24 protein-coding genes are annotated in these 18,941 nt (G+C 35.0%); 14 read left to right on the top strand and 10 right to left on the bottom strand.

Features of this window, described 5'->3' with window-relative positions; translation table 11 throughout:
- Positions 1-24 precede the first annotated feature (24 nt).
- Complete coding sequence (locus O1A01_RS05110) at positions 25-225, top strand: spore coat protein (protein ID WP_270066376.1); 201 nt, start codon at positions 25-27, stop codon at positions 223-225.
- A gap of 70 nt (positions 226-295) precedes the next feature.
- Here O1A01_RS05110 and O1A01_RS05115 read toward each other — a convergent pair whose 3' ends face one another.
- The 4 genes from O1A01_RS05115 to O1A01_RS05130 all read right to left on the bottom strand — a co-directional run bounded on the left by O1A01_RS05115 (position 296) and on the right by O1A01_RS05130 (position 2,020).
- Positions 296-499, bottom strand: coding sequence for a hypothetical protein (locus O1A01_RS05115; protein WP_066419476.1), 204 nt, complete (start codon positions 497-499; stop codon positions 296-298).
- A 1-nt stretch (position 500) separates the two neighbouring features.
- Positions 501-629 (bottom strand): hypothetical protein, encoded by a 129-nt coding sequence (locus tag O1A01_RS05120; RefSeq protein WP_268874284.1) that lies wholly within the window; start codon positions 627-629, stop codon positions 501-503.
- A 17-nt stretch (positions 630-646) separates the two neighbouring features.
- Complete coding sequence (locus tag O1A01_RS05125) at positions 647-1,513, bottom strand: permease (protein ID WP_270065728.1); 867 nt, start codon at positions 1,511-1,513, stop codon at positions 647-649.
- 183 nt (positions 1,514-1,696) lie between these two features.
- The gene (locus O1A01_RS05130; RefSeq protein WP_084380613.1) at positions 1,697-2,020 is read right to left on the bottom strand and encodes an ArsR/SmtB family transcription factor; all 324 of its coding nucleotides are present in this window, start codon (positions 2,018-2,020) and stop codon (positions 1,697-1,699) included.
- 126 nt (positions 2,021-2,146) lie between these two features.
- On the opposite strand from O1A01_RS05130, the gene O1A01_RS05135 reads away from it, so the two are divergent.
- Together O1A01_RS05135 and crcB are read left to right on the top strand one after the other, a co-directional pair.
- Positions 2,147-2,551, top strand: a complete 405-nt coding sequence (locus O1A01_RS05135) for a fluoride efflux transporter FluC (protein ID WP_066419478.1) — start codon at positions 2,147-2,149, stop codon at positions 2,549-2,551.
- Complete coding sequence (gene crcB, locus O1A01_RS05140; protein ID WP_066419479.1) at positions 2,551-2,928, top strand: fluoride efflux transporter CrcB; 378 nt, start codon at positions 2,551-2,553, stop codon at positions 2,926-2,928. Before O1A01_RS05135 ends, crcB begins: the two co-directional genes overlap by 1 nt.
- Positions 2,929-3,293: 365 nt before the next feature.
- Here crcB and O1A01_RS05145 read toward each other — a convergent pair whose 3' ends face one another.
- From O1A01_RS05145 to O1A01_RS05165, 5 genes are all read right to left on the bottom strand, one after another.
- The gene (locus O1A01_RS05145) at positions 3,294-4,655 is read right to left on the bottom strand and encodes an amidase (protein ID WP_270065729.1); all 1,362 of its coding nucleotides are present in this window, start codon (positions 4,653-4,655) and stop codon (positions 3,294-3,296) included.
- Entirely contained in the window at positions 4,648-4,830 is a 183-nt protein-coding gene (locus O1A01_RS05150; protein WP_066416785.1) for a hypothetical protein, read from the bottom strand. Before O1A01_RS05150 ends, O1A01_RS05145 begins: the two co-directional genes overlap by 8 nt.
- 115 nt (positions 4,831-4,945) lie before the next feature.
- Positions 4,946-6,136: a chromate transporter gene (locus tag O1A01_RS05155; RefSeq protein WP_066416782.1), complete on the bottom strand. Its 1,191-nt coding sequence runs from the start codon at positions 6,134-6,136 to the stop codon at positions 4,946-4,948.
- A gap of 106 nt (positions 6,137-6,242) precedes the next feature.
- On the bottom strand, positions 6,243-6,626 hold the full coding sequence (locus tag O1A01_RS05160; protein ID WP_066416780.1) for a DUF6944 family repetitive protein: 384 nt from the start codon (positions 6,624-6,626) through the stop codon (positions 6,243-6,245).
- Positions 6,627-6,775: 149 nt separating this feature from the next.
- Complete coding sequence (locus O1A01_RS05165; protein ID WP_066416777.1) at positions 6,776-7,465, bottom strand: aspartate/glutamate racemase family protein; 690 nt, start codon at positions 7,463-7,465, stop codon at positions 6,776-6,778.
- Between the two features lie 112 nt (positions 7,466-7,577).
- Between O1A01_RS05165 and pdxR the strand changes: the two genes are divergently transcribed.
- Together pdxR and O1A01_RS05175 are read left to right on the top strand one after the other, a co-directional pair.
- The gene (gene pdxR, locus O1A01_RS05170; protein WP_066416775.1) at positions 7,578-8,996 is read left to right on the top strand and encodes a MocR-like pyridoxine biosynthesis transcription factor PdxR; all 1,419 of its coding nucleotides are present in this window, start codon (positions 7,578-7,580) and stop codon (positions 8,994-8,996) included.
- Between the two features lie 75 nt (positions 8,997-9,071).
- Positions 9,072-9,593 carry a YbaK/EbsC family protein gene (locus tag O1A01_RS05175; protein ID WP_066416773.1) on the top strand — a complete coding sequence of 174 codons (522 nt, stop codon included), beginning with the start codon at positions 9,072-9,074 and terminating at the stop codon, positions 9,591-9,593.
- Between the two features lie 34 nt (positions 9,594-9,627).
- Here O1A01_RS05175 and O1A01_RS05180 read toward each other — a convergent pair whose 3' ends face one another.
- The gene (locus tag O1A01_RS05180) at positions 9,628-10,635 is read right to left on the bottom strand and encodes a DUF3231 family protein (RefSeq protein ID WP_270065730.1); all 1,008 of its coding nucleotides are present in this window, start codon (positions 10,633-10,635) and stop codon (positions 9,628-9,630) included.
- A gap of 143 nt (positions 10,636-10,778) precedes the next feature.
- Here O1A01_RS05180 and O1A01_RS05185 point away from each other — a divergent pair, with 143 nt between their 5' ends.
- The 9 genes from O1A01_RS05185 to O1A01_RS05225 all read left to right on the top strand — a co-directional run bounded on the left by O1A01_RS05185 (position 10,779) and on the right by O1A01_RS05225 (position 18,931).
- On the top strand, positions 10,779-11,453 hold the full coding sequence (locus O1A01_RS05185) for a TVP38/TMEM64 family protein (RefSeq protein WP_270065731.1): 675 nt from the start codon (positions 10,779-10,781) through the stop codon (positions 11,451-11,453).
- A gap of 17 nt (positions 11,454-11,470) precedes the next feature.
- The gene (locus O1A01_RS05190; RefSeq protein ID WP_270065732.1) at positions 11,471-11,941 is read left to right on the top strand and encodes a small multi-drug export protein; all 471 of its coding nucleotides are present in this window, start codon (positions 11,471-11,473) and stop codon (positions 11,939-11,941) included.
- Positions 11,942-12,059: 118 nt separating this feature from the next.
- On the top strand, positions 12,060-12,440 hold the full coding sequence (locus O1A01_RS05195; RefSeq protein ID WP_066416764.1) for a GntR family transcriptional regulator: 381 nt from the start codon (positions 12,060-12,062) through the stop codon (positions 12,438-12,440).
- Entirely contained in the window at positions 12,437-13,333 is an 897-nt protein-coding gene (locus O1A01_RS05200; protein WP_066416761.1) for an ATP-binding cassette domain-containing protein, read from the top strand. Before O1A01_RS05195 ends, O1A01_RS05200 begins: the two co-directional genes overlap by 4 nt.
- A complete protein-coding gene (locus O1A01_RS05205; RefSeq protein WP_157076655.1) occupies positions 13,311-14,048 on the top strand; it encodes a hypothetical protein in 738 nt (245 codons plus the stop codon). Before O1A01_RS05200 ends, O1A01_RS05205 begins: the two co-directional genes overlap by 23 nt.
- Entirely contained in the window at positions 14,048-14,770 is a 723-nt protein-coding gene (locus O1A01_RS05210) for a hypothetical protein (protein ID WP_066416757.1), read from the top strand. Before O1A01_RS05205 ends, O1A01_RS05210 begins: the two co-directional genes overlap by 1 nt.
- 142 nt (positions 14,771-14,912) lie before the next feature.
- The gene (locus O1A01_RS05215) at positions 14,913-15,464 is read left to right on the top strand and encodes a tyrosine-type recombinase/integrase (RefSeq protein WP_270065733.1); all 552 of its coding nucleotides are present in this window, start codon (positions 14,913-14,915) and stop codon (positions 15,462-15,464) included.
- A gap of 27 nt (positions 15,465-15,491) precedes the next feature.
- Positions 15,492-17,009: a potassium/proton antiporter gene (locus tag O1A01_RS05220; protein ID WP_066416749.1), complete on the top strand. Its 1,518-nt coding sequence runs from the start codon at positions 15,492-15,494 to the stop codon at positions 17,007-17,009.
- A 584-nt stretch (positions 17,010-17,593) separates the two neighbouring features.
- Positions 17,594-18,931 carry an MATE family efflux transporter gene (locus O1A01_RS05225; protein WP_270065734.1) on the top strand — a complete coding sequence of 446 codons (1,338 nt, stop codon included), beginning with the start codon at positions 17,594-17,596 and terminating at the stop codon, positions 18,929-18,931.
- Positions 18,932-18,941: the final 10 nt, after the last annotated feature.

Here is an 18,941-nt window from a genome sequence, read left to right on the forward strand (position 1 = left end):
CCAGCAGATTCGAGAATTTTTGGAATGGGGTTCGGCCGTCCAGGTTTTGGCTTTGGTAGACCGGGCTTCGGTTTTGGTAGACCTGGTTTCGGTTTTGGGTTTCCAGGATTTGGATTAGGTTTCGGTTTTCCATTTTTAACAGGATTAGCAGCAGGTGCATTATTAACGCCACCTAGATATTACTATCCGCCTTATCCACCATATCCATATCCTTATTATTGGTAATACAGTTTAAGAAAAGATGAAATAAGGGATACCTTTTACGATTGTACGTAAGGGTTATCCCTTTATTATTCTATTGATTTTCTGTTATTTTCTCAAAGGCTAGCAAAAAGTGGTTGTATGTTTGTTTTCCAAACTGATTTTCGTTCCTGTTAAAGAACAAATCAAGTGTGATTGTTTTTGCCTCCTCAAATGAGCATCTTCGTGAGTTCATTATTAATTTTATATAAGCAACAAAGAAGTCTATTCCTAGCGTTCCACCATGATTTACAGTCATTTTACTCACTTCCTTTAACAGCAAGTTTGCTTAGATTCTTATCGTCTTTCGTTTCAGTTTTAACTTCTTTTATTTCTACGGAACAGCATTTTTTTTCCTTTTTAGTAGCTTTTCTAAATAGTGATAACATGTAAAATCATCCCTTCCTTATATTAAATAAAAGATAAAGCCAGCAAATGTTGACATCGTAATAACAGCTATAACAAAGGTAATAACTAACTGCTGTTTGAAAATGGACTTTAATAATATGACTTCAGGTAGGCTCGCTCCTGCAGAACTAATCATCATCGCCATTACTGGACCGAGTGCCATCCCTTTCAGAATTAATATTTGTGATATTGGGATCATACTAGAAAGTCTAATATATAAAGGAATTCCCAAAACAGCTGCAAGGGGTATAAGCCACCAATGGTCTGAACCGAAAGTATTGGAAATCCACTCGGTCGGTACTAAGCCGTTAATGATGGAACCGATAGCAGCACCAATAAGAAGATATGGAAATACGCTTTTTATTAAACTAACAGTGTCTTTAAAAGCTTCTTTAATGTTGAATCTTTTTCCTTTTTCATCATAACCAGACATAATGACATTCTTCACATATTTCTCAAAACCGAAGGCTTCAAGCGCAAAACCGATAACAATCGAAAAAAAAGTTGTTACTACTGTGTAAATAATAGCGACTTTCCATCCGAGTATAACTCCCATAATGGTAATAATTGTTGGATCCAGTACAGGAGATGAAAATAAGAAAATCATTACAATTCCAAAAGGTAGCTTTCGTTTAAGCATATTTACTACGACTGGTATTGTGGAGCATGAGCAAAACGGTGTAATAAATGCAAATAATACAGCCCCGAAGGCAGCAATTATTTTGTTTTTCCCTGCTAATTTCTTCTCTAATTTTTCAAAAGGTATAAAGCATTGCAAAAGACTGATAAGAAATGAAATGCCAATAAATAAAATCGTTAATTCTAAAGCAATAAATAAAAAGTCTTTTAACGTTTGTACGATCATACGTAATCCCCACCTTTATCTAATATCAAAAAAAGTTGATTTATTAATCAAAAAAAATTGATTAAGTATATAAAAATAAAAGTAGGATTCTTAGTTGTTAAATCAAATTTTCTTGATGTATTTAATATATATCCAATATTTTCATCTGTCAATGGATATATCAAAAAAAATTGATTTATTTTTTTAACAAGTCGGTCGAAATAAACAACAAAGTTCTGCCGACAATAGATGGTTAACTTCCTCTTGATTTAATTTGTAGTAATTCCATGTACCTCTTGTTTCCCTCACAATAAGGTTAGCGTCAAGAAGGATTTTTAAATGATAAGATAATTTGGACTGTGTCATATTCACTAATTGGGCTAAATCGTTTACATTCACTTCCCCCTTTTGGGTAAGTAAATTCATTATTTGGAGTCTTTGCTTATCCGCAATGGCCTTAAATTTACTTTCATACACTTCAAAAACCGTTTCTAACGGTGTTTCTTGCAAATCTATTTCTTTTTTCACTGACAACACCTTCTTTAATCAATTTTTTTTGATGGATAATTAAAATGTATAAGTATTTCATGGAAATGTCAAACTGTCTGATATAATTTATGTTGTATATTAAGTTTGTTTCAAAGGAGAAACGAAATGATTTATAAAAATATTATTGCCATTGCTATTGGTGGTGCATTAGGGACGATAGGTCGAGGACTATTAAATATGCACTCGTTGTGGATTGGTTTGCCCATTGCAACAGTCATTGAAAATATAGTAGGAAGTTTTTTATTAGGTTTGTTTACAGGCTGGTTAATACATAAAAGAACGAAAGATTGGGTGAAAACAGGAATTGGAGTTGGGTTTTGTGGTGGATTTACGACGATGTCAACACTAGCTGCAGACACACTACTGTTGTACATGGACTCCAGTTTGCTTCATAGCTTCGTTTATTTATTTGTATCGTTGTTCGCTGGAATAACTTTAGGGTTCATAGGATTAATACTCGGCAGTAAGTGGGGAGAATCCGAGGTGAAAAGAAAAGTGGTGAATCATTAATGGAATTAGTTCTATTAGGAGCAGGTGGAGCGGCAGGAGCTGTCTCACGTTATTTAATAGGGTTACTTTTTATGAAAAAATACCCTCATCCGTACATACCAAGTGCGATGCTCATCGTGAACTTAACGGGCTCACTCGGGCTGGGATTGTATTTTGGAGCGGTCTATGATGCTATTCCAACAGCCGCATATGATGAATTACTATATTTATTACTAGGTATAGGTTTTTTTGGAGCTTTCACTACTTTCTCAACGTTTAGTATGGAGTTAATAGAATTGATACGAAAAAAGTTTTATAAAAAGGCGATTCTTTATTTCTCACTATCTATCTTCGGTAGTATTGGAATTTTTCTAATTGGATTTATGGTAAGTAGATAAATTGATTAAATGAGGTTAGGACATAACAATTTTTATTAAAGTTTAATTGAACAAAAAATATACAGGGAAAACTCGCTCCGGAAATATACTTCGCTTTCCGCGGGCGTGTCTAGTTACGGCGGCTTGGCCCTCGAGACATAAGCCAGTCACTTCCGTTGGGCAAAGAGCGCCCAACTGCAGCGTCTGTCTTATGCTTGTCGGGCCAGAGCGAGCCGCCTTCACTTTTCGTACTGGTGAGCCTCCTCGTGCTTCGCACTGCTATCTTCTCACCTATGCCTTTCCTCCCGCTGGAGTCTACGTATATTTCCTCCGCTAATCCTGTGATAGTTCGTTTTTTATCATCATCAATTTAGTTTTGTCTCACCTCAATTATCCCATAAGGCTCCTACTTGTAAAAGTAACTTTTCGTCAAGATGCTTCCCGATAATTTGCATACCAATTGGCAGTCCTTTACTGGATAATCCAACTGGAATGGAAAGTGCTGGATTTCCTGACACGTTAGCTGGAGCAGTAAAAGGCATGCACTTTTTTGTAATTTCGATATTAAAAGGGACAATGTCTTCTTGGAATTTAGGAGCAGCAATTGGAATAGTTGGACCTGCTAAAATATCTACCTGTTCAAAAGTTTGTTTAACTGCGTTTGCAACTACACGTCTAGCTTGCTGTGCTCTAACGTATTGGGGGGTGTCCGTTACGATGCCAGTCTGGAAAAAGATACGTACATCATCAGCAAAACCTTCATTGTTTTGTTGGAGTCTTTCGTAATGATAGCTTGAAGCTTCTCCAGTCGTTATCACATAATTGGCAAAAGTAGCAAGTTCAAGCTCCGGAATATCCAATTGTATAATGTGTACTCCTAAACTATTTAGGTAGGAAAGTGCTTCTTTAAATTTCATTTCCACATCGGGCTCCAAACCTTGTAAGAAAAGAGTAGGTACACCAATTTTTAAACCTTTCATGTCTTTAACCAATTTTTCTTTATAGTCAGGCTTCGGTGCTTTTATGCTTCCAGGATCATTTGGGTCATAGCCTACCATTTCATTTAACATAATGGCAAGATCCGAAACAGACCGTGCCATTGGGCCGATATGATCTAATGACCATGCAAGTGGGGCAACTCCGTATGAGCTTACTAAACCGTAAGTAGGTTTTAAACCATATATCCCGCACATTGCAGCTGGAACTCTTATTGATCCAAACGTATCGGTGCCAGTAGTTAATGTGGCTAATCCTGCGGCTAATGCTGCGCCACTTCCTCCACTAGATCCTCCTGGAGAATGTTCTAAATTCCAAGGGTTCCTTGCATTACCGTAAGCTGGGTTCGTATTTGTTATTCCACCGCCAAACTCATGCATGTTGAGCTTACCTGTCATAATTCCACCTGCACAGAGTAGCTTCTTTACGACAGTTGCATCGTAATCTGGTACGAATTGTTTTAATAAAGCAGAACCACCAGTTGTTCGAGTTCCTTTCGTATATTTGTTGTCCTTTATACCAATCGGAATCCCGTGTAATGGGCCTTTATATCTTCCATTCATTATTTCAGCTTCCGCATTTTTTGCTTGCTGATTGGCTAGTTCCGGTAATGTTGTAATATAGGCATTAACAGTAGAATCTAATCTTTCTATACGTTCCATGATGGACGTGGTAACTTCCACCGGTGATATTTTTCTAGTTTCTATGAGAGGGGCAAGTTCGGTAGCGGTAAGTTTATAAATTTCAGTCAAACTTTATCACCTCTGGATCAACAACGACAATCGGAACCTCTTCATTAATCGTTGGAAATTCTTCAAGTGAAGCTTGAGCTTGGTGAATGATAGATACGATTTCACGAACATAAGGAACATCTTTTTCTATAACTCTAATATTGTGTTTTTGTAACGAGATTTCTATTTCCTGCATGATATACCTCCTAATACCCAGATAGTATTACTGTATGATTTAAATGAAGTTTTGGGAGGAGTCTTTTAAGAAAAAACAAAAAGCGCAGGGAACATCCTGCACCTTTCATCATTAATTAAAACAAAGTTAATACGAATCCACCAACAGCACCGGTTAGTACGATTAACCACGGTGGAAGCTTCCAATACATTAACATACTAAAAAGCACAGCAGCAAAAGCAAAATCAATGGCAGAAAGAATTGAACTAGTCCAAATCGGATGATAGAGAGCAGCAATTAAAATTCCGACAACCGCTGCATTGACACCCATTAGAGCGGCCTTTACTTTCCCATTTTGACGTAGTGTATCCCAAAATGGTAATGTACCTAATATGAGTAGAAAAGCAGGAAGGAAAATCGCAACAGTAGCAAGTAAACCTCCTTGCCAACCGTTAATAACAGCACCAATGTAGGCGGCAAAAGTAAATAGAGGGCCAGGGACAGCTTGAGCTGCTCCGTATCCGGCTAGAAACTGTTCTTCAGTCAACCAGCCTGTCGGTACAAACTCACGCTCGAGCAGTGGTAATACGACATGTCCACCACCGAACACTAAGGAGCCGGAACGATAAAAACTGTCAAACATCGCAACAGATTCTAAAGATGTAACTTCTCTCATAATCGGAAGAACAATTAACAGCCCAAAAAAGATTGCTAAACTAATATATCCAAATCGTTTACTTATAGGGAAGAGAGCTTTAACAGCACCTTCTTGGACTTTTTGCTCTTTAAATATTAGATAACCAATAATTCCAGCTATTATAATGACCGATACTTGTGTAAAAGCCGTTTGCCATAATAAAGTAATGACAATAGCCCCTAGTGCGATCGCTTTTCTAGAAACATCAGGAGTTAAATTTTTCGCCATCCCTAGTATTGCATGGGCAACAACAACGACAGCAACTATTTTTAATCCGTGAATCCATCCTGCATCTTCAAAACCAAAATTATGTAAAAGTAATGCGAAAATAATTAATATAAGAACGGAAGGGAGAGTAAATCCGATAAAGGCAGCTATTCCACCTAAAATTCCACCACGCATAACTCCAATTCCTATTCCAACTTGGCTACTAGCTGGTCCAGGCAAGAACTGACAAAGTGCCACTAAATCAGCATAACTTTTGTCATCCATCCATTTTCTTCTCTGTATGTATTCGTTATGAAAATAGCCTAAATGAGCAACTGGTCCACCAAATGAAGTTAGTCCTAGTCTTGTAGATACTAGAAGAATCTCCAAGAGAGTTGCTAGTCCTTTGTTTTGTTTTTCCAAGTAGTAATACCTCCTTTATACACATAATAAAAAAATAGTAACAAACAGTATAAATGAATGCAATTTAAGTGAAGGAAATTTAAAATAATCTTTACAATACACGAAATTAAGGGATAAAACCTTCTTGTTCGCTCTGTAAAATTTGCTTACCTCCAATTGCTTCCACAGCTGCTCCGACAGATTGTAAAATGTCTCCCATAATTGTTAACCGCTGAGCGTCGAAAACTATAGAAGGATCAACTGCTTCAATTTGTTTAGTTACGCCTATTGCTTCCATTACTTGACCAATAGTTTGTACCCATATACCAGTAACTACTTTTGTATCTCCTTGTACTTCTTCTTTAATAAGCAGTAGTTTGGAAACTAAAATAGCTTCGGCGATATTTCCAATTGCTTGTAACCATACTGCTGCAGCTATTTGTTTTTCAAGAGAGAGTATTAGTTCTTCTCTTTCTTGTTCATTTAGTTGGGAATGTGTTTCTTTAGCCAATAGTATCACCTCAAGGCATTTGAAGTATTTTTCTTCTTTAGCTTATTCAAGGGAAATGGAAAAGGTTAAAGGGAGTACAAAGGAGGAAGTTATTTCAGTGTATAAAAAACAGTAGGCTACCCTTCAATAATAGAGCAGCCATCGTTCTTTTATTTTAATGCCTCTTTTGCTGCAGCAATTGCGTGAATTGCGGTGGAATCAAATAATGGAACTGGAGTATCTGATTGTTGAACTAACAATGGGATTTCCGTACAACCTAAAATGACTCCTTCCGCACCGTTTTCTTTTAAAGAATGAATAATGGATAAATACATATCCTTTGATTCCTCTTTTATAATCCCTTTACAAAGTTCATGATAAATAATGTCATGTACAATTTGGCGTTCTTCCTCGTCTGGAATAATAACCTCAATTCCTTTTTCATTTAGTAAATCGCGGTAGAATGGTTGCTCCATCGTAAATTTTGTACCTAATAGCCCGACCTTTTTAATTTTTTCCTTTTGAATATTGGCCCCAACGCAATCAACAATGTGAAGTAGGGGGATGTTTAAGTTATCCGTCATCTCCTCGGACATGATGTGCATGGTGTTTGTACAAATAACTACAAAGTCAGCTCCACCATTTTCTAACGTTTTACCTGCTGCAATCATTTTTTGAGTAGCCTTATCCCATTGTCCATTGTGTTGCAGTTGCACTATCTCTTCAAAGTCAAAGGAATGTAGAAGAACTTTTGCAGAATGAAGCTTCCCTAATTGTTCTTTAACAGTTTCATTAATGATTCGATAATATTCCGCCGTTGATTCCCAGCTTAAGCCTCCAATAAGCCCGATTGTTTTCAAAATAAGTCCCCTCCGTAATTCTATTTTCGTGTATCGTAACATGGTATACTGGTTGTTAATAGTGCCACTTTTCTAAATGTTTTATAGTACCAGTTTGTGAGGGGGATTAGTAATGCTGTTGTTTCAAGTGGATCGTTCCGAAGATAAAACATTAACCCAACAAGTGTATGAAGAAATTAGATGGCGAATTTTAGAAAATGTTTTAAAAGAAAATGAGAAAATCCCATCCTCAAGAGAATTAGCAAAAACGATAGGAGTTTCTAGAAATATTGTATTAGAAGCATATCATCAGTTAGAATCAGAGGGATATATACATATAAAACAAAGATCAGGTACCTTTATCGCATCTGGAACTTCTATCTCCCATTTAAGAAAAAAAGATTTGCAAAATACGAAACAACCTGCACCGACAGATAATAAATGCTCATCGAAAAAAAATATAATCGACTTTAAAGCTGGTAATCCTGCTATGGATCATTTTCCGAGAAAAGTGTGGGGAAAAATAGTAAAGGAAGTATGTATCGATGTTCCAGATTCGTTGTTTGGCTATCAGGATGAAAGTGGGAACGAAGAGTTAAAAGAAGAGTTAGCGTCTTATTTAGAAACTACAAGAGGTGTTGTATGTGTACCAGATCAAATCGTCATAACATCTGGGGCTACACAAGCATTATCACTTATTACAAAAATATTAGTAACCGAAGAAAAAGATTCAGTAATAGTAGAAGACCCGGTAACCGACGAAATGAGGCAAATATTCTTACATAATGGGGCAACAATAATTCCAGTAGATACAGATGTTCAAGGGATCATTCCTTCTAATATTCCTCAAGCGAAGCCAAGCTTTGTATTTGTTATACCATCCCACCAATTTCCTCTCGGTGGAACACTTTCGATACAAAGAAGAATTGAACTAATTAATTTTGCGGAAAAGCAAAATTGTTACATTGTGGAAGATGATTATGATAGTGAGTTTACATATGAAGGTAGTCCAGTTCGATCTATGCAAGGATTAGCACCCGAAAAAGTAATTTATGTCGGAACTTTTAGCAAAATATTAGCACCAGCTTTACGAATCGGATACGTTGTACTGCCTCATGAATTGCTTTCCGATTTTAGAAAGCTTAAATGGTACACAGATCGTCACAACTCTTCTTTAGAGCAAATTGTTTTAGCTCGTTTTATGAAAGAAGGGCACTTTTTAAAACATATTCGGAATATGAAGCGAATTTATCAAAGAAGAAGAACAGCGCTTGTAAACAGTTTAGAGAAATATTTTGATCATTTTACGATAATTGGAGAAAACACAGGGATGCATTTAGTCGTTGAGTTCCCAGTTATTCAATTTGATAAGAAACTTTTACAGCAATTATATTGTGAAGGAATAAAAGTTTACCCAGTGGAGGAATACGCTATTAATAAAGGTAACCATTCGAATAAACTGCTATTAGGATATGGTAGTTTGCGTGAAGAAGAGATAGAGGAGGGAGTTTCGATTCTGTTCAACGTTATATCTAAATGTAAGCATCCGTAATGTATCTTCATTGCTTTCCATTAGTAAAGTGTGATAGTTTTTAAATAGGATAACATTGGAAGGATGATGATTAAGGTGTCAATTGAAAGGGTAAAAGAACATTTTAAAAAGTGGAATAAAGAATCGGAAATTATGGAGTTTGAAACGTTGAGTGCGACAGTTGAACAGGCTGCTGAAACTATTGGAGTCGAGCCAGCTCGTATCGCTAAAACATTGTCATTTAGGGGAAAAGAAGATAAAGCAGTTTTAGTAGTGGCAGCTGGAGATGCTAAAATTGATAATAAAAAGTTTCGCCAAACGTTCGGAGTAAAAGCGCGGATGCTTTCTCCAGAAGAAGTGCTAGAACAAACAGGACATGCTATCGGTGGTGTTTGCCCATTTGGATTAGTTAACGAATTAGATGTTTACCTAGATATTTCGATGAAGCGGTTTGAGACGTTATATCCTGCATGTGGAAGTACAAACTCAGCCATCCAATTATCTTGCCAAGAGATATATGAATATTCATATGCGAAGGATTGGGTTGATGTTTGTAAAGGATGGCAAGAGACAGAAGAGAATAATCGTTCAAACAACGAAAAAATATCAACCTTATAATGATAGGATGTCCTGACCTTATAGGACATCCTATTTAATTTTGTATATTGGATAATTGATTTCTATCTAGAGCTTGCGGTGGTTCTTCCATCCAATTATGTTTTAACATAATATCAAGTCCATCTTTCGCGAAGAGGGCTATTTCAACGGATAACCGCTGATAATCTAAAACCAAATCATATCTCATACTAGCAGTAGATGCGGCAGAATAATTCCCTTGCCCGCTAGCACTTAGTACACTCATTAAATACATTATTAATTTATCAGAAAATACAGTAGTAGTGGAATCAGTTATGGCCATATCGTGATTCATAGAAGGGGTGATATCCATTTCTATTAATGCTTTCGTAAATATCCGAACATGCTTTTCAGATATATGTTTGCCATCTTCGAGAAATTTCTTAACTTCTCTCGACTTTGTTGTTTGTCCAAAAGCAGTGCATGCTAAAACACCAAGTGTGTTGGTTTTAATATTTTCAAATAGATGAGTTATTTCAATTGCATTTAAGGAGCGTTTATAAAAAGGTGGGATTCCTTGTTTAAAATATTTCTTTCCTTCAATAAATTCTACCCCTTTTTGAATTTTAATTAACGGGGGATTAACGTATGTACCTTTTTCTTTAGCTGTATCTACACAAAGATCAAACAATTTCGATGTATTCATTAAATTTTTGGAAAAGAAATCTCTAACATCTTTACGTGAACTAACTCCTTGTGATAGTGCATAAGCTACTAAACCAGTTTTCCCCATGATTTCTAGAAAAACGAGCATAAAATAGTCGGAAAATAATTTAGGGGCTGAAAGATTCACGTCTTTTTCGGTAAAACCTACAGGTATATCTAAATTAGCTTCTGTAAAGAATAGTGTGATTTCATGTAGAACGCTCTCCGCATTAACAATCGCAGTTTTTACTACTGTTTTTATTTCATCATCATCAACTGTCTTATTAAAATATTTTAATATTTGTAACGACATGCTATTTTGCATATAGTGAGTCCACAAAATTCCAATCTCAGCAGAAGTTAATCCTGTTTTTTTCACGCTTAAACACCACCTTCATATAACAGTTATAGTTAGATTTTCCTCTAGTACAGTTCTTATACAAATTATTTATATATAAAGGGAATTAAATTAGATATAAGACTTGGCCACGTGATAATATAGAGGTAGGCAAAAAAAAGAAGGTGACGATCGTAAATAGGAAAAATATATTTCGAACATTGTTGTTATTAGCAACTGCATATACAATATATATTCTTTTACAATTTGAAGGCTTTTCTTTATTGCTAGATGGCGATATAGAAGGGTTACGCGCAATGATGGAAGATAACTTATTTTCGACTATATTCTTTACATTGTTGTTTATGGTGATTCAAAATGCTGTTTCGATCATTCCGCTCATTCTAATTGTAACGATTAACGTACTATTTTTTGGTTTTGCTTATGGCTACGTGTGGAGTTTTTTTACTAGTGTTATAGGTTGTATTATTACATTTTTAGTAGTTCGCTTCTGGTTACAAGACTTTTTTATGGATAAATTAAACGAAACGATTCAAAAAAAAATCGAGGAAAATGGAACATTCTTCGTTTTTATCTCGAGAATTGTACCAGTTGCTCCAACAAGCTTAATTAATATTGCCTCTGCGGTTAGTACAGTTAGCTTTAAGCAATATTTGATAGGTACACTTTTCGGAAACATGATTTATATATTCTTTTTATCATTAATACCACTTGGGTTAATGTCAGCTGAAGTAGAAAAATTTGTTTTAATTTTAATAGCTATTATTGCCATTCCTTTATTTTTATATCGAAAAAAGTTACGATTTGCGAAAGTGAAAGCAAAAGCAACGAATGAATAATGAATTGGAGTGGTTTGTTGGTATCTTTTTTACTAGAAGTTTGGGAATATATATTAGTTTTTATTTTTGCTGCAATTCCGTGGTTTGAAATTGCTCTTATTATTCCACTTGCTATAATTGGTGGGTTAAATCCAGTTTTAGTAGCACTTGTTGCTTTTTTAGGCAATTTAGCTACGGTTTACCTATTAGTTATCTTTTTCGAGAAGTTTAAAGCGTGGCGAGAAAAGAAGAGAAAACTTGATGAACCAAGTAAGTCCAAAAAAGGAAAGCGTGCTTATAAAATTTGGAATCGGTACGGACTTCCAGGTTTAAGTTTTCTAGGACCAATTGTCATTGGCTCTCATATTGCTGCGTTTATTGGGTTAATACTTGGTGCAAATAAGAAAAGTACAATTATTTGGCAGACGATGAGTTTAGCAGTTTGGACTTTAATATTTGTTGTCGTTACTTACTTTGGGTTAGATTTCTTAAATATCGGAAAAGGTTAGCTTGAATTCGTTTTATAACGATTCAAGCTTTTTTATTTTCAAAGTACATATTGCAAAATATTGGCATATAGTATATAGTACATTACAACAGTAATGCACTATGTTAGGTGGTGGAAAATTGATTGTAAATAATGACGGAACAAAACCAATTTATATGCAAATAGCAGAATGGGTTGAAACTGAAATTTTAAACGGGAACTTCGTAAGTGAAGACAAAGTGTATTCACAGTATCAGCTGGCGGAAATGTTTAATATAAATCCGGCAACTGCTGCAAAGGGATTAAGTTTATTAGTAGAAGATCACATTTTGTATAAAAAACGGGGGTTAGGAATGTTTGTTACAAATGATGCGTTGGAATTAATTAGACATAAACGGAAAAATCAGACGTTGAAAAGATTGATCAAAGAAATAGTTTTAGAATCTGGGAGACTTGGGGTAAGTGAGAATGAGCTCATAAGCATGATAAAAGAGGTAGCGGGGGAGGAGACGACAGAATGAATGTGATCGAATGTGAGGGTCTGTCGAAAAAATACGGTCGCCATGAAGCATTACGAAATATATCTTTTACACTAAGTGAAAATAAAATTGTAGGCGTTATCGGCCGAAATGGCGCTGGAAAAACGACGTTATTAAAAATAATAGCTGGATTTTATAAAGAAACGTCAGGAAGAATTCACGTTTTTGGGGAGAAGCCTTTTAATAGTTTATTAGCATCTGTTAATTGTATTTATATTGATGATTATATGAGCTTACCGACCGCATTAAATTTAAGTGAAATATTACAAACTTGTGAGTCGTTTTATCCAAATTGGGACAGGGGACTTGCTGAAGCATTATTTGACTATTTTCAATTTCAACCGAAGCAGAGACATAATACTCTCTCAAAAGGAAAGCGAAACACTTTTTATACCATTATCGGCTTAGCTAGCAGATGTCCATTAACAATTTTTGATGAACCGACAACAGGTATGGACGCAGCGGTTAGAAAAGACTTTTACCGGGCGTTATTAAAGGACTACTTAGCACACCCACGTACTATTCTTCTATCAAGTCATCATTTAGAGGAAATAGAGGATTTACTCGAAGAAGTTCTTCTCATCAAAAATGGAGAAACGTTTCTTCATACGAGTATGGATGATTTAAAGGAATATGCGATTGGTTTGTCAGGTAAAAAAGAAGCTATTGAAACATGTATTTCTGCTGAAAGCGTGTTATACGAGAAGGAACTAGGTTTAGATTCTGTTTATAAAGTGGTGAAAAATTCATTGGGGGTAAGAGAAGCTTGTTTGAAAAATCAAGTAGTAATTAGTCCGGTATCCGCCCAAGATGTAGCCGTTTATTTAACTGCCAATACGAAAGGAGGAATAGATGATGTCTTTCGCGACCGTTAGTTTTATGGAGATAATAAAAAAACAGTATCGCTATAAGTTACGAGCATATTCAGCTGTGTTTACTTCGTTTATCGTATTACAAGTGATAGGTCTATTGTTTTCGACAACTATGACCGGATCCGCTGCAGGTGGGAGTATTGGAATTGATTATCAAATGACGTATTATACGAATGACGTTCAGTTAATTTTCACGTTTATTTGGATTTTTACATCTGCGCTCCTATTAACAACGACTGCTTACCGAAATGACGATCTGACGTTTGTCAGCACTAGACTATCAAGCAGCATCTCAAACATTGCTTTTTTAGCAACTGCTAGCATTATCGGAGCTATTTTCACCTGGCTAAGTCACTATTTTCTGTATGTTGTTATCTATGTAGTAACTGGTCAACAATTAGTTTTGGAAACGGATGCGTTAACCGTTTTTGATATAGCAATTGGCGTTGTAATAACAATGTTATATATTTTGTTAATTAGCTCCGCAGGTTATTTTGTCGGTGTACTCGGTCAAGTTCATAAAGCCTTTCGAATTATTATCCCTGCGATCGTTTTTGGGATAATGATTAATTCTATTAACGTTCCAATTGTACAGAACATTACTGCTTTTTTTGGGATGGAGTCATCTTTCCTCCTTTTCACATTGAAAGTGTTTATCGTTTCAGGTGCTTTATTTTATAGTGCAACATTTTTAATGAACAGATTGGAGGGGAAATAATGAGTGTAATAGTTTCTTTATTATTGCTTCTCAGCTTTTTTCTAATCGTTGGAATTATTATTTTTTCACTACTAAAACTAGCACCCAAATCGAAGAACATCTCTAGTAAGCGTCCATATTATGCTCTAGCGGTTTATTTTACAATACTAGTAATTTCTATCCCGGTATATGCAATGTTTACTTCAAGTGACGATCAATATGAGATGGTAGAAAAGCGCACTGTTGCAATAGAAAATCAGGAATTAGAGGAATTACTCATAAATGGATTAATAGAAAAAATACCTCAGGAAAGGATCATTAGTAATTGGAATGTTGATTATCCTTATGATTCAATCGTCATTACTTCTAGCACATATGATGGGTACAACTTATCTATTTTTATAGAAAGAACAGAAGCAAATGATGAAAAACTTGAAGTTTATTATGTTAGAGGGACATCTATGTTAGATGGAGTAGACATTAGCTCACATCAAAATCCAATTTATGTAGGTATTAATGAAAGGCAAATGACAGTTGAAATGCCTGTACCAATCTCAATAAATATAAATAAAATTTCATTTCCTTTTTCTTTTCAGCAAATAGGTAATGAGAGAACAGAAGATGAATGGTATTGGTGGAATTCTCATTCAGAAGTTCCTAATCATTTACTATATCTTAAAGTTCCTAAAGGAATAAAAATAACAAATGAAACACCGTTTATGATTGATTATGTAAATAACTAACTACTATATTTTCGACTATTTCAATGACGCATTTCTTTATTGAAATAGTCTTTTTTTTGAAAAAAATAATACTTATCGTTTTTAATGTTACATAATCTAGTGTTATAATAGTATTAAGTAACATACGAAAGGAATTATATTCATGAAGTATGTCGAAGCAATCAAAAAAATAGAAGATATTCAAGCAATAAAGCAATTTTTAAAAAACCAATCGTTACGTGATTATCTTTTATTTGTAATGGGAATTAATACCGGCTTGCGAATTAGTGAGTTACTATGTTTGCGTTGGGAAGACGTTCTCGATAATGATGGCGATGTAAAAGAATTTCTACAATTACCTAACCTACCTCCTATTTATTTAAATCAACAAGTACAAATATCCATTTCAGAATATTTAAACAACGAATTACCGAATCAAGATCATTTCATTTTTCAATCAAAAAAACTGTCAGGACCAATATCAAGGCAACAAGCTTATCGGATTATTAATTCTGCAGCGAAAGAGGTAGGAATTCCAGATAAAATTGGTACTCATACTTTAAGAAAAACATATGGTTACCATGCTTTTAATAAGGGTATTGCGATTTCCCTTTTGCAAAAGATATTTAATCATACTTCATCTTCCGAGACGTTAAGGTATTTAGGAATTACTAAGTGTAAAGACTCTCCTGTGAAAATTGACGTTAATCTTTAGTTAAAAAATATAGAAGGGAGATATGCTATGTTAGAAGGTGCCTTTAACGTTGACTATTTTGTACTTTTAATTGGGCTATTGTTAATAGCTGGAGTTATCACTACAAAATTTTCAACGAAACTTGGTGTTCCGTCACTAGTCCTATTTATATTAGTTGGGATGTTAGTAGGTAGTGATGGACTTGGATTTATTTATTTCGATAACGCGAAACACGCTCAGCTTATAGGAATTGTTGCACTCGTTATTATTTTATTTGAGGGTGGTTTAGAAACGAAGTGGAGCAACGTTAGACCAGTAATGTGGCCATCACTATCACTTGCCACACTTGGTGTAGTATTAACAACGACCATTGTAGCATTCGCTGCAAAATTAATTTTAAATGTTAGCTATACGGAGGCGTTTTTATTCGGTGCGATTGTAGGATCAACAGATGCGGCAGCTGTATTTGCTGTATTAAAGGGGAAAAACATTCGTCCGAAATTAGCGTCTACACTTGAAGCGGAATCTGGAACGAATGATCCGATGGCTGTTTTTTTAACAATATCCTTTATTGAAATTTTATTAGCTTCAGACCCAAATTACTTTACGTTAGTTGGAAACTTCTTTTGGCAAATGGGGTTTGGTTTATTTATTGGTTTAGCACTTGGAAAATTAGCTTCTATTTCTATTAATAAAATAAACTTAGATTCCAGTGGCCTTTATCCTGTTTTTGCCTTAGCTTTCGCATTATTAACTTATAGTATTGCAGCATTCATAGGTGCAAGTGGTTTATTAGCGGTATATGTAGCTGCTCTAGTTATTGGAAATAATGATTTAACTTATCGACAATCGATATTCCGTTTTAATGAAGGTTTTGCATGGATGATGCAAATATTAATGTTCGTCATTTTAGGATTGTTAGTTTTCCCTGGTCAATTATTTCAGTGGGATATTATTTGGAAGGGACTCTTATTATCTATTATTCTAATGTTAGTAGCTAGACCAATCGCAGTATTTATCTCTACTTTTAAACTTGGTTATGGCCGAAAGGAACGAATTTTCCTCTCTTGGGCAGGTTTACGTGGGGCTGTACCAATTGTATTAGCGACTTTTCCGATGATTGCAGGAGTGCCCAACAGTCAACTATTTTTCAATGTAGTATTTTTCGTTGTACTAACATCTACGTTAGTACAAGGATCCACGATTACACTAGTTGCGTCTAAATTAGGACTTACTGGGCCGAAAAAAATAACCCCAATGCACTCACTTGAATTAGTATCGATTGGTAAAGCAAATGCAGAAATTATTGAATTCCACGTTGAAGAAGATGCCGATGTCGTTGGCTTGTCATTATCTACTATTAACTTTCCAACAGGTACATTAATTAATGCCATCATTCGTAAGGATCAGCTCGTAACTCCAACAGGAGACACAACGATACAAGAAGATGATATTTTATATATTTTAGTATCTCGAATTCATAAAAAGCAAGTTGAAACATTATTAAAGAAAAAGAAAGAAGTTAATATAGAAGAACTTGATTTCGAACAAGAAAAAAGTTCGTAATAATCATTAAAAAGGTCCCGAAAAGTCAGTAGAATACTGATTTTTTTGGACCTTTTTATCAGTTTGGGAAATATAACATTGGAATGTTCTGGGGATAAGCTTCTGACTTGTACTGTTACGACAAGGTACAGCACTTAAACCCTATCAGAAATGGATTTTACTTAACAAGTAATGAAATTTACTTAACAAGTAATGAAAATTACTTAACAGGGGGCGAAATTTACTTAACAAGTATTGGAAATTACTTAACAGGGGGCGAAATTTACTTAACAAGTATTGAAAATTACTTAACAGGGGGCGAAATTTACTTAACAGGTATTGAAAATTACTTAACAAGAAGCAAATTTCCTTAATACTGAAATACCTAAAAATGCCCACAATTTAATTAACGAAGACACGCGTCATAAATTTAATATAGCTTAAAATTACGATAGAGAGGTTGCCTGATAATGAGAGGGACTTATTGGACTATCCCTTTTCTTTGTGCTTCATGATGAATGAAAAATACAAGGTATACTTTTCTTCTTTTCCAGTTTCGTACATGTTACGATAAATATAATGAAACGTAGGGAGTTATATATAATATGAAACAATACGATTTTACAAACGGAAACATAATGAAACAAATGTTGTTTTTTTCAGCACCATTACTACTTACAAACCTTTTACAAGTATCCTATCAATTTATCGATAGCCTATGGGTCGGAAATTTATTAGGAGCCAATGCTCTAGGCGCTGTGGCCGTATCAAGTACAGTCATCTTTACTGTATTATCTTTTATTATCGGAATAAACAATGTGGCGTTGACAATTCTATCGCAGCAAAAGGGAAGAGAGGATGAAAGTGGGCTAAAAAAATATTTAAATGCTTTTGTCGTTATTTTAACCACACTATCCTTACTGCTAGGATTTATCGGCTTTTTATTTGCGGAAAATATTTTACGTTGGATGAGTACCCCGGAGGCAATGGTTCAAGATGCTACAATCTATTTACAAATTAATTTTTTAGGGATTTTGTTACTATTTGGTTATAACTTTATTGCTACCGTACTTCGAGCGCTAGGTGATAGTAAAACTCCTTTATATTTCGTCATTATCGCTGTTATTTTAAACACTGTTTTAGATCCTTTATTTATATATGTTTTCAATTTAGGAATAGCAGGCGCTGCTTATGCAACATTAGTTGCACAAGGTGTTGCCTTTGTTGCTGGACTAATTTTTATTTTAAAGAAAAAATTAGCACCGTTCACGATTCCATTTGTCCCAAAAAAAGAAGAAGCATGGCTAATTTTAAAATTAGGCATTCCTTCAGGCTTACAAATGACAGTTATTGCTGCCGGTGTAATGGCCATTATGTCAGTTGTAAACTCTTTCGGTGAAGGTGTTGTAGCCGGGTTTGGAGCAGCACAGCGACTTGATAGCATTATTATGCTACCAGCGATGGCTTTAGGAACAGCTGTAAATAGTATGGCTGGACAAAACATAGGAGCAGGAAAATGGAATAGAGTGAGACAAATTAGTATTTATGGAATTGTATATAATTTTGCTATTATGTTACTCATTGCAATATTGATCGTTTTTGTCGCAGAATGGTCTATTAAGCTATTTATACAAGAAACTGAAGCTGTTTCATTTGGTGTCAAATATTTAATTACAATTGCATTCTTTTATCCTTTCCTTGGAATTAACTTTATATTAAATGGTGTTGTTAGAGCATCAGGAGCGATGTTCCAAGTATTAGTTTTAAATATAATTTCGTTTTGGATTCTTCGCTATCCACTTACGTACTTATTCTCTAATTGGTGGGGTGAAGACGGAATAGCATATGGGATGGGAGTAAGCTTTGTTATTAGTAGCGTCTTTGCTTACGCTTATTACCGTTACGGAAAATGGAAAAAGGTAAAGCTCTTTCAAGTAAACTAACAGCTTTTTA

The organism is Sutcliffiella sp. NC1 (assembly GCF_027594365.1).
Classification (GTDB): domain Bacteria; phylum Bacillota; class Bacilli; order Bacillales; family Bacillaceae_I; genus Sutcliffiella; species Sutcliffiella cohnii.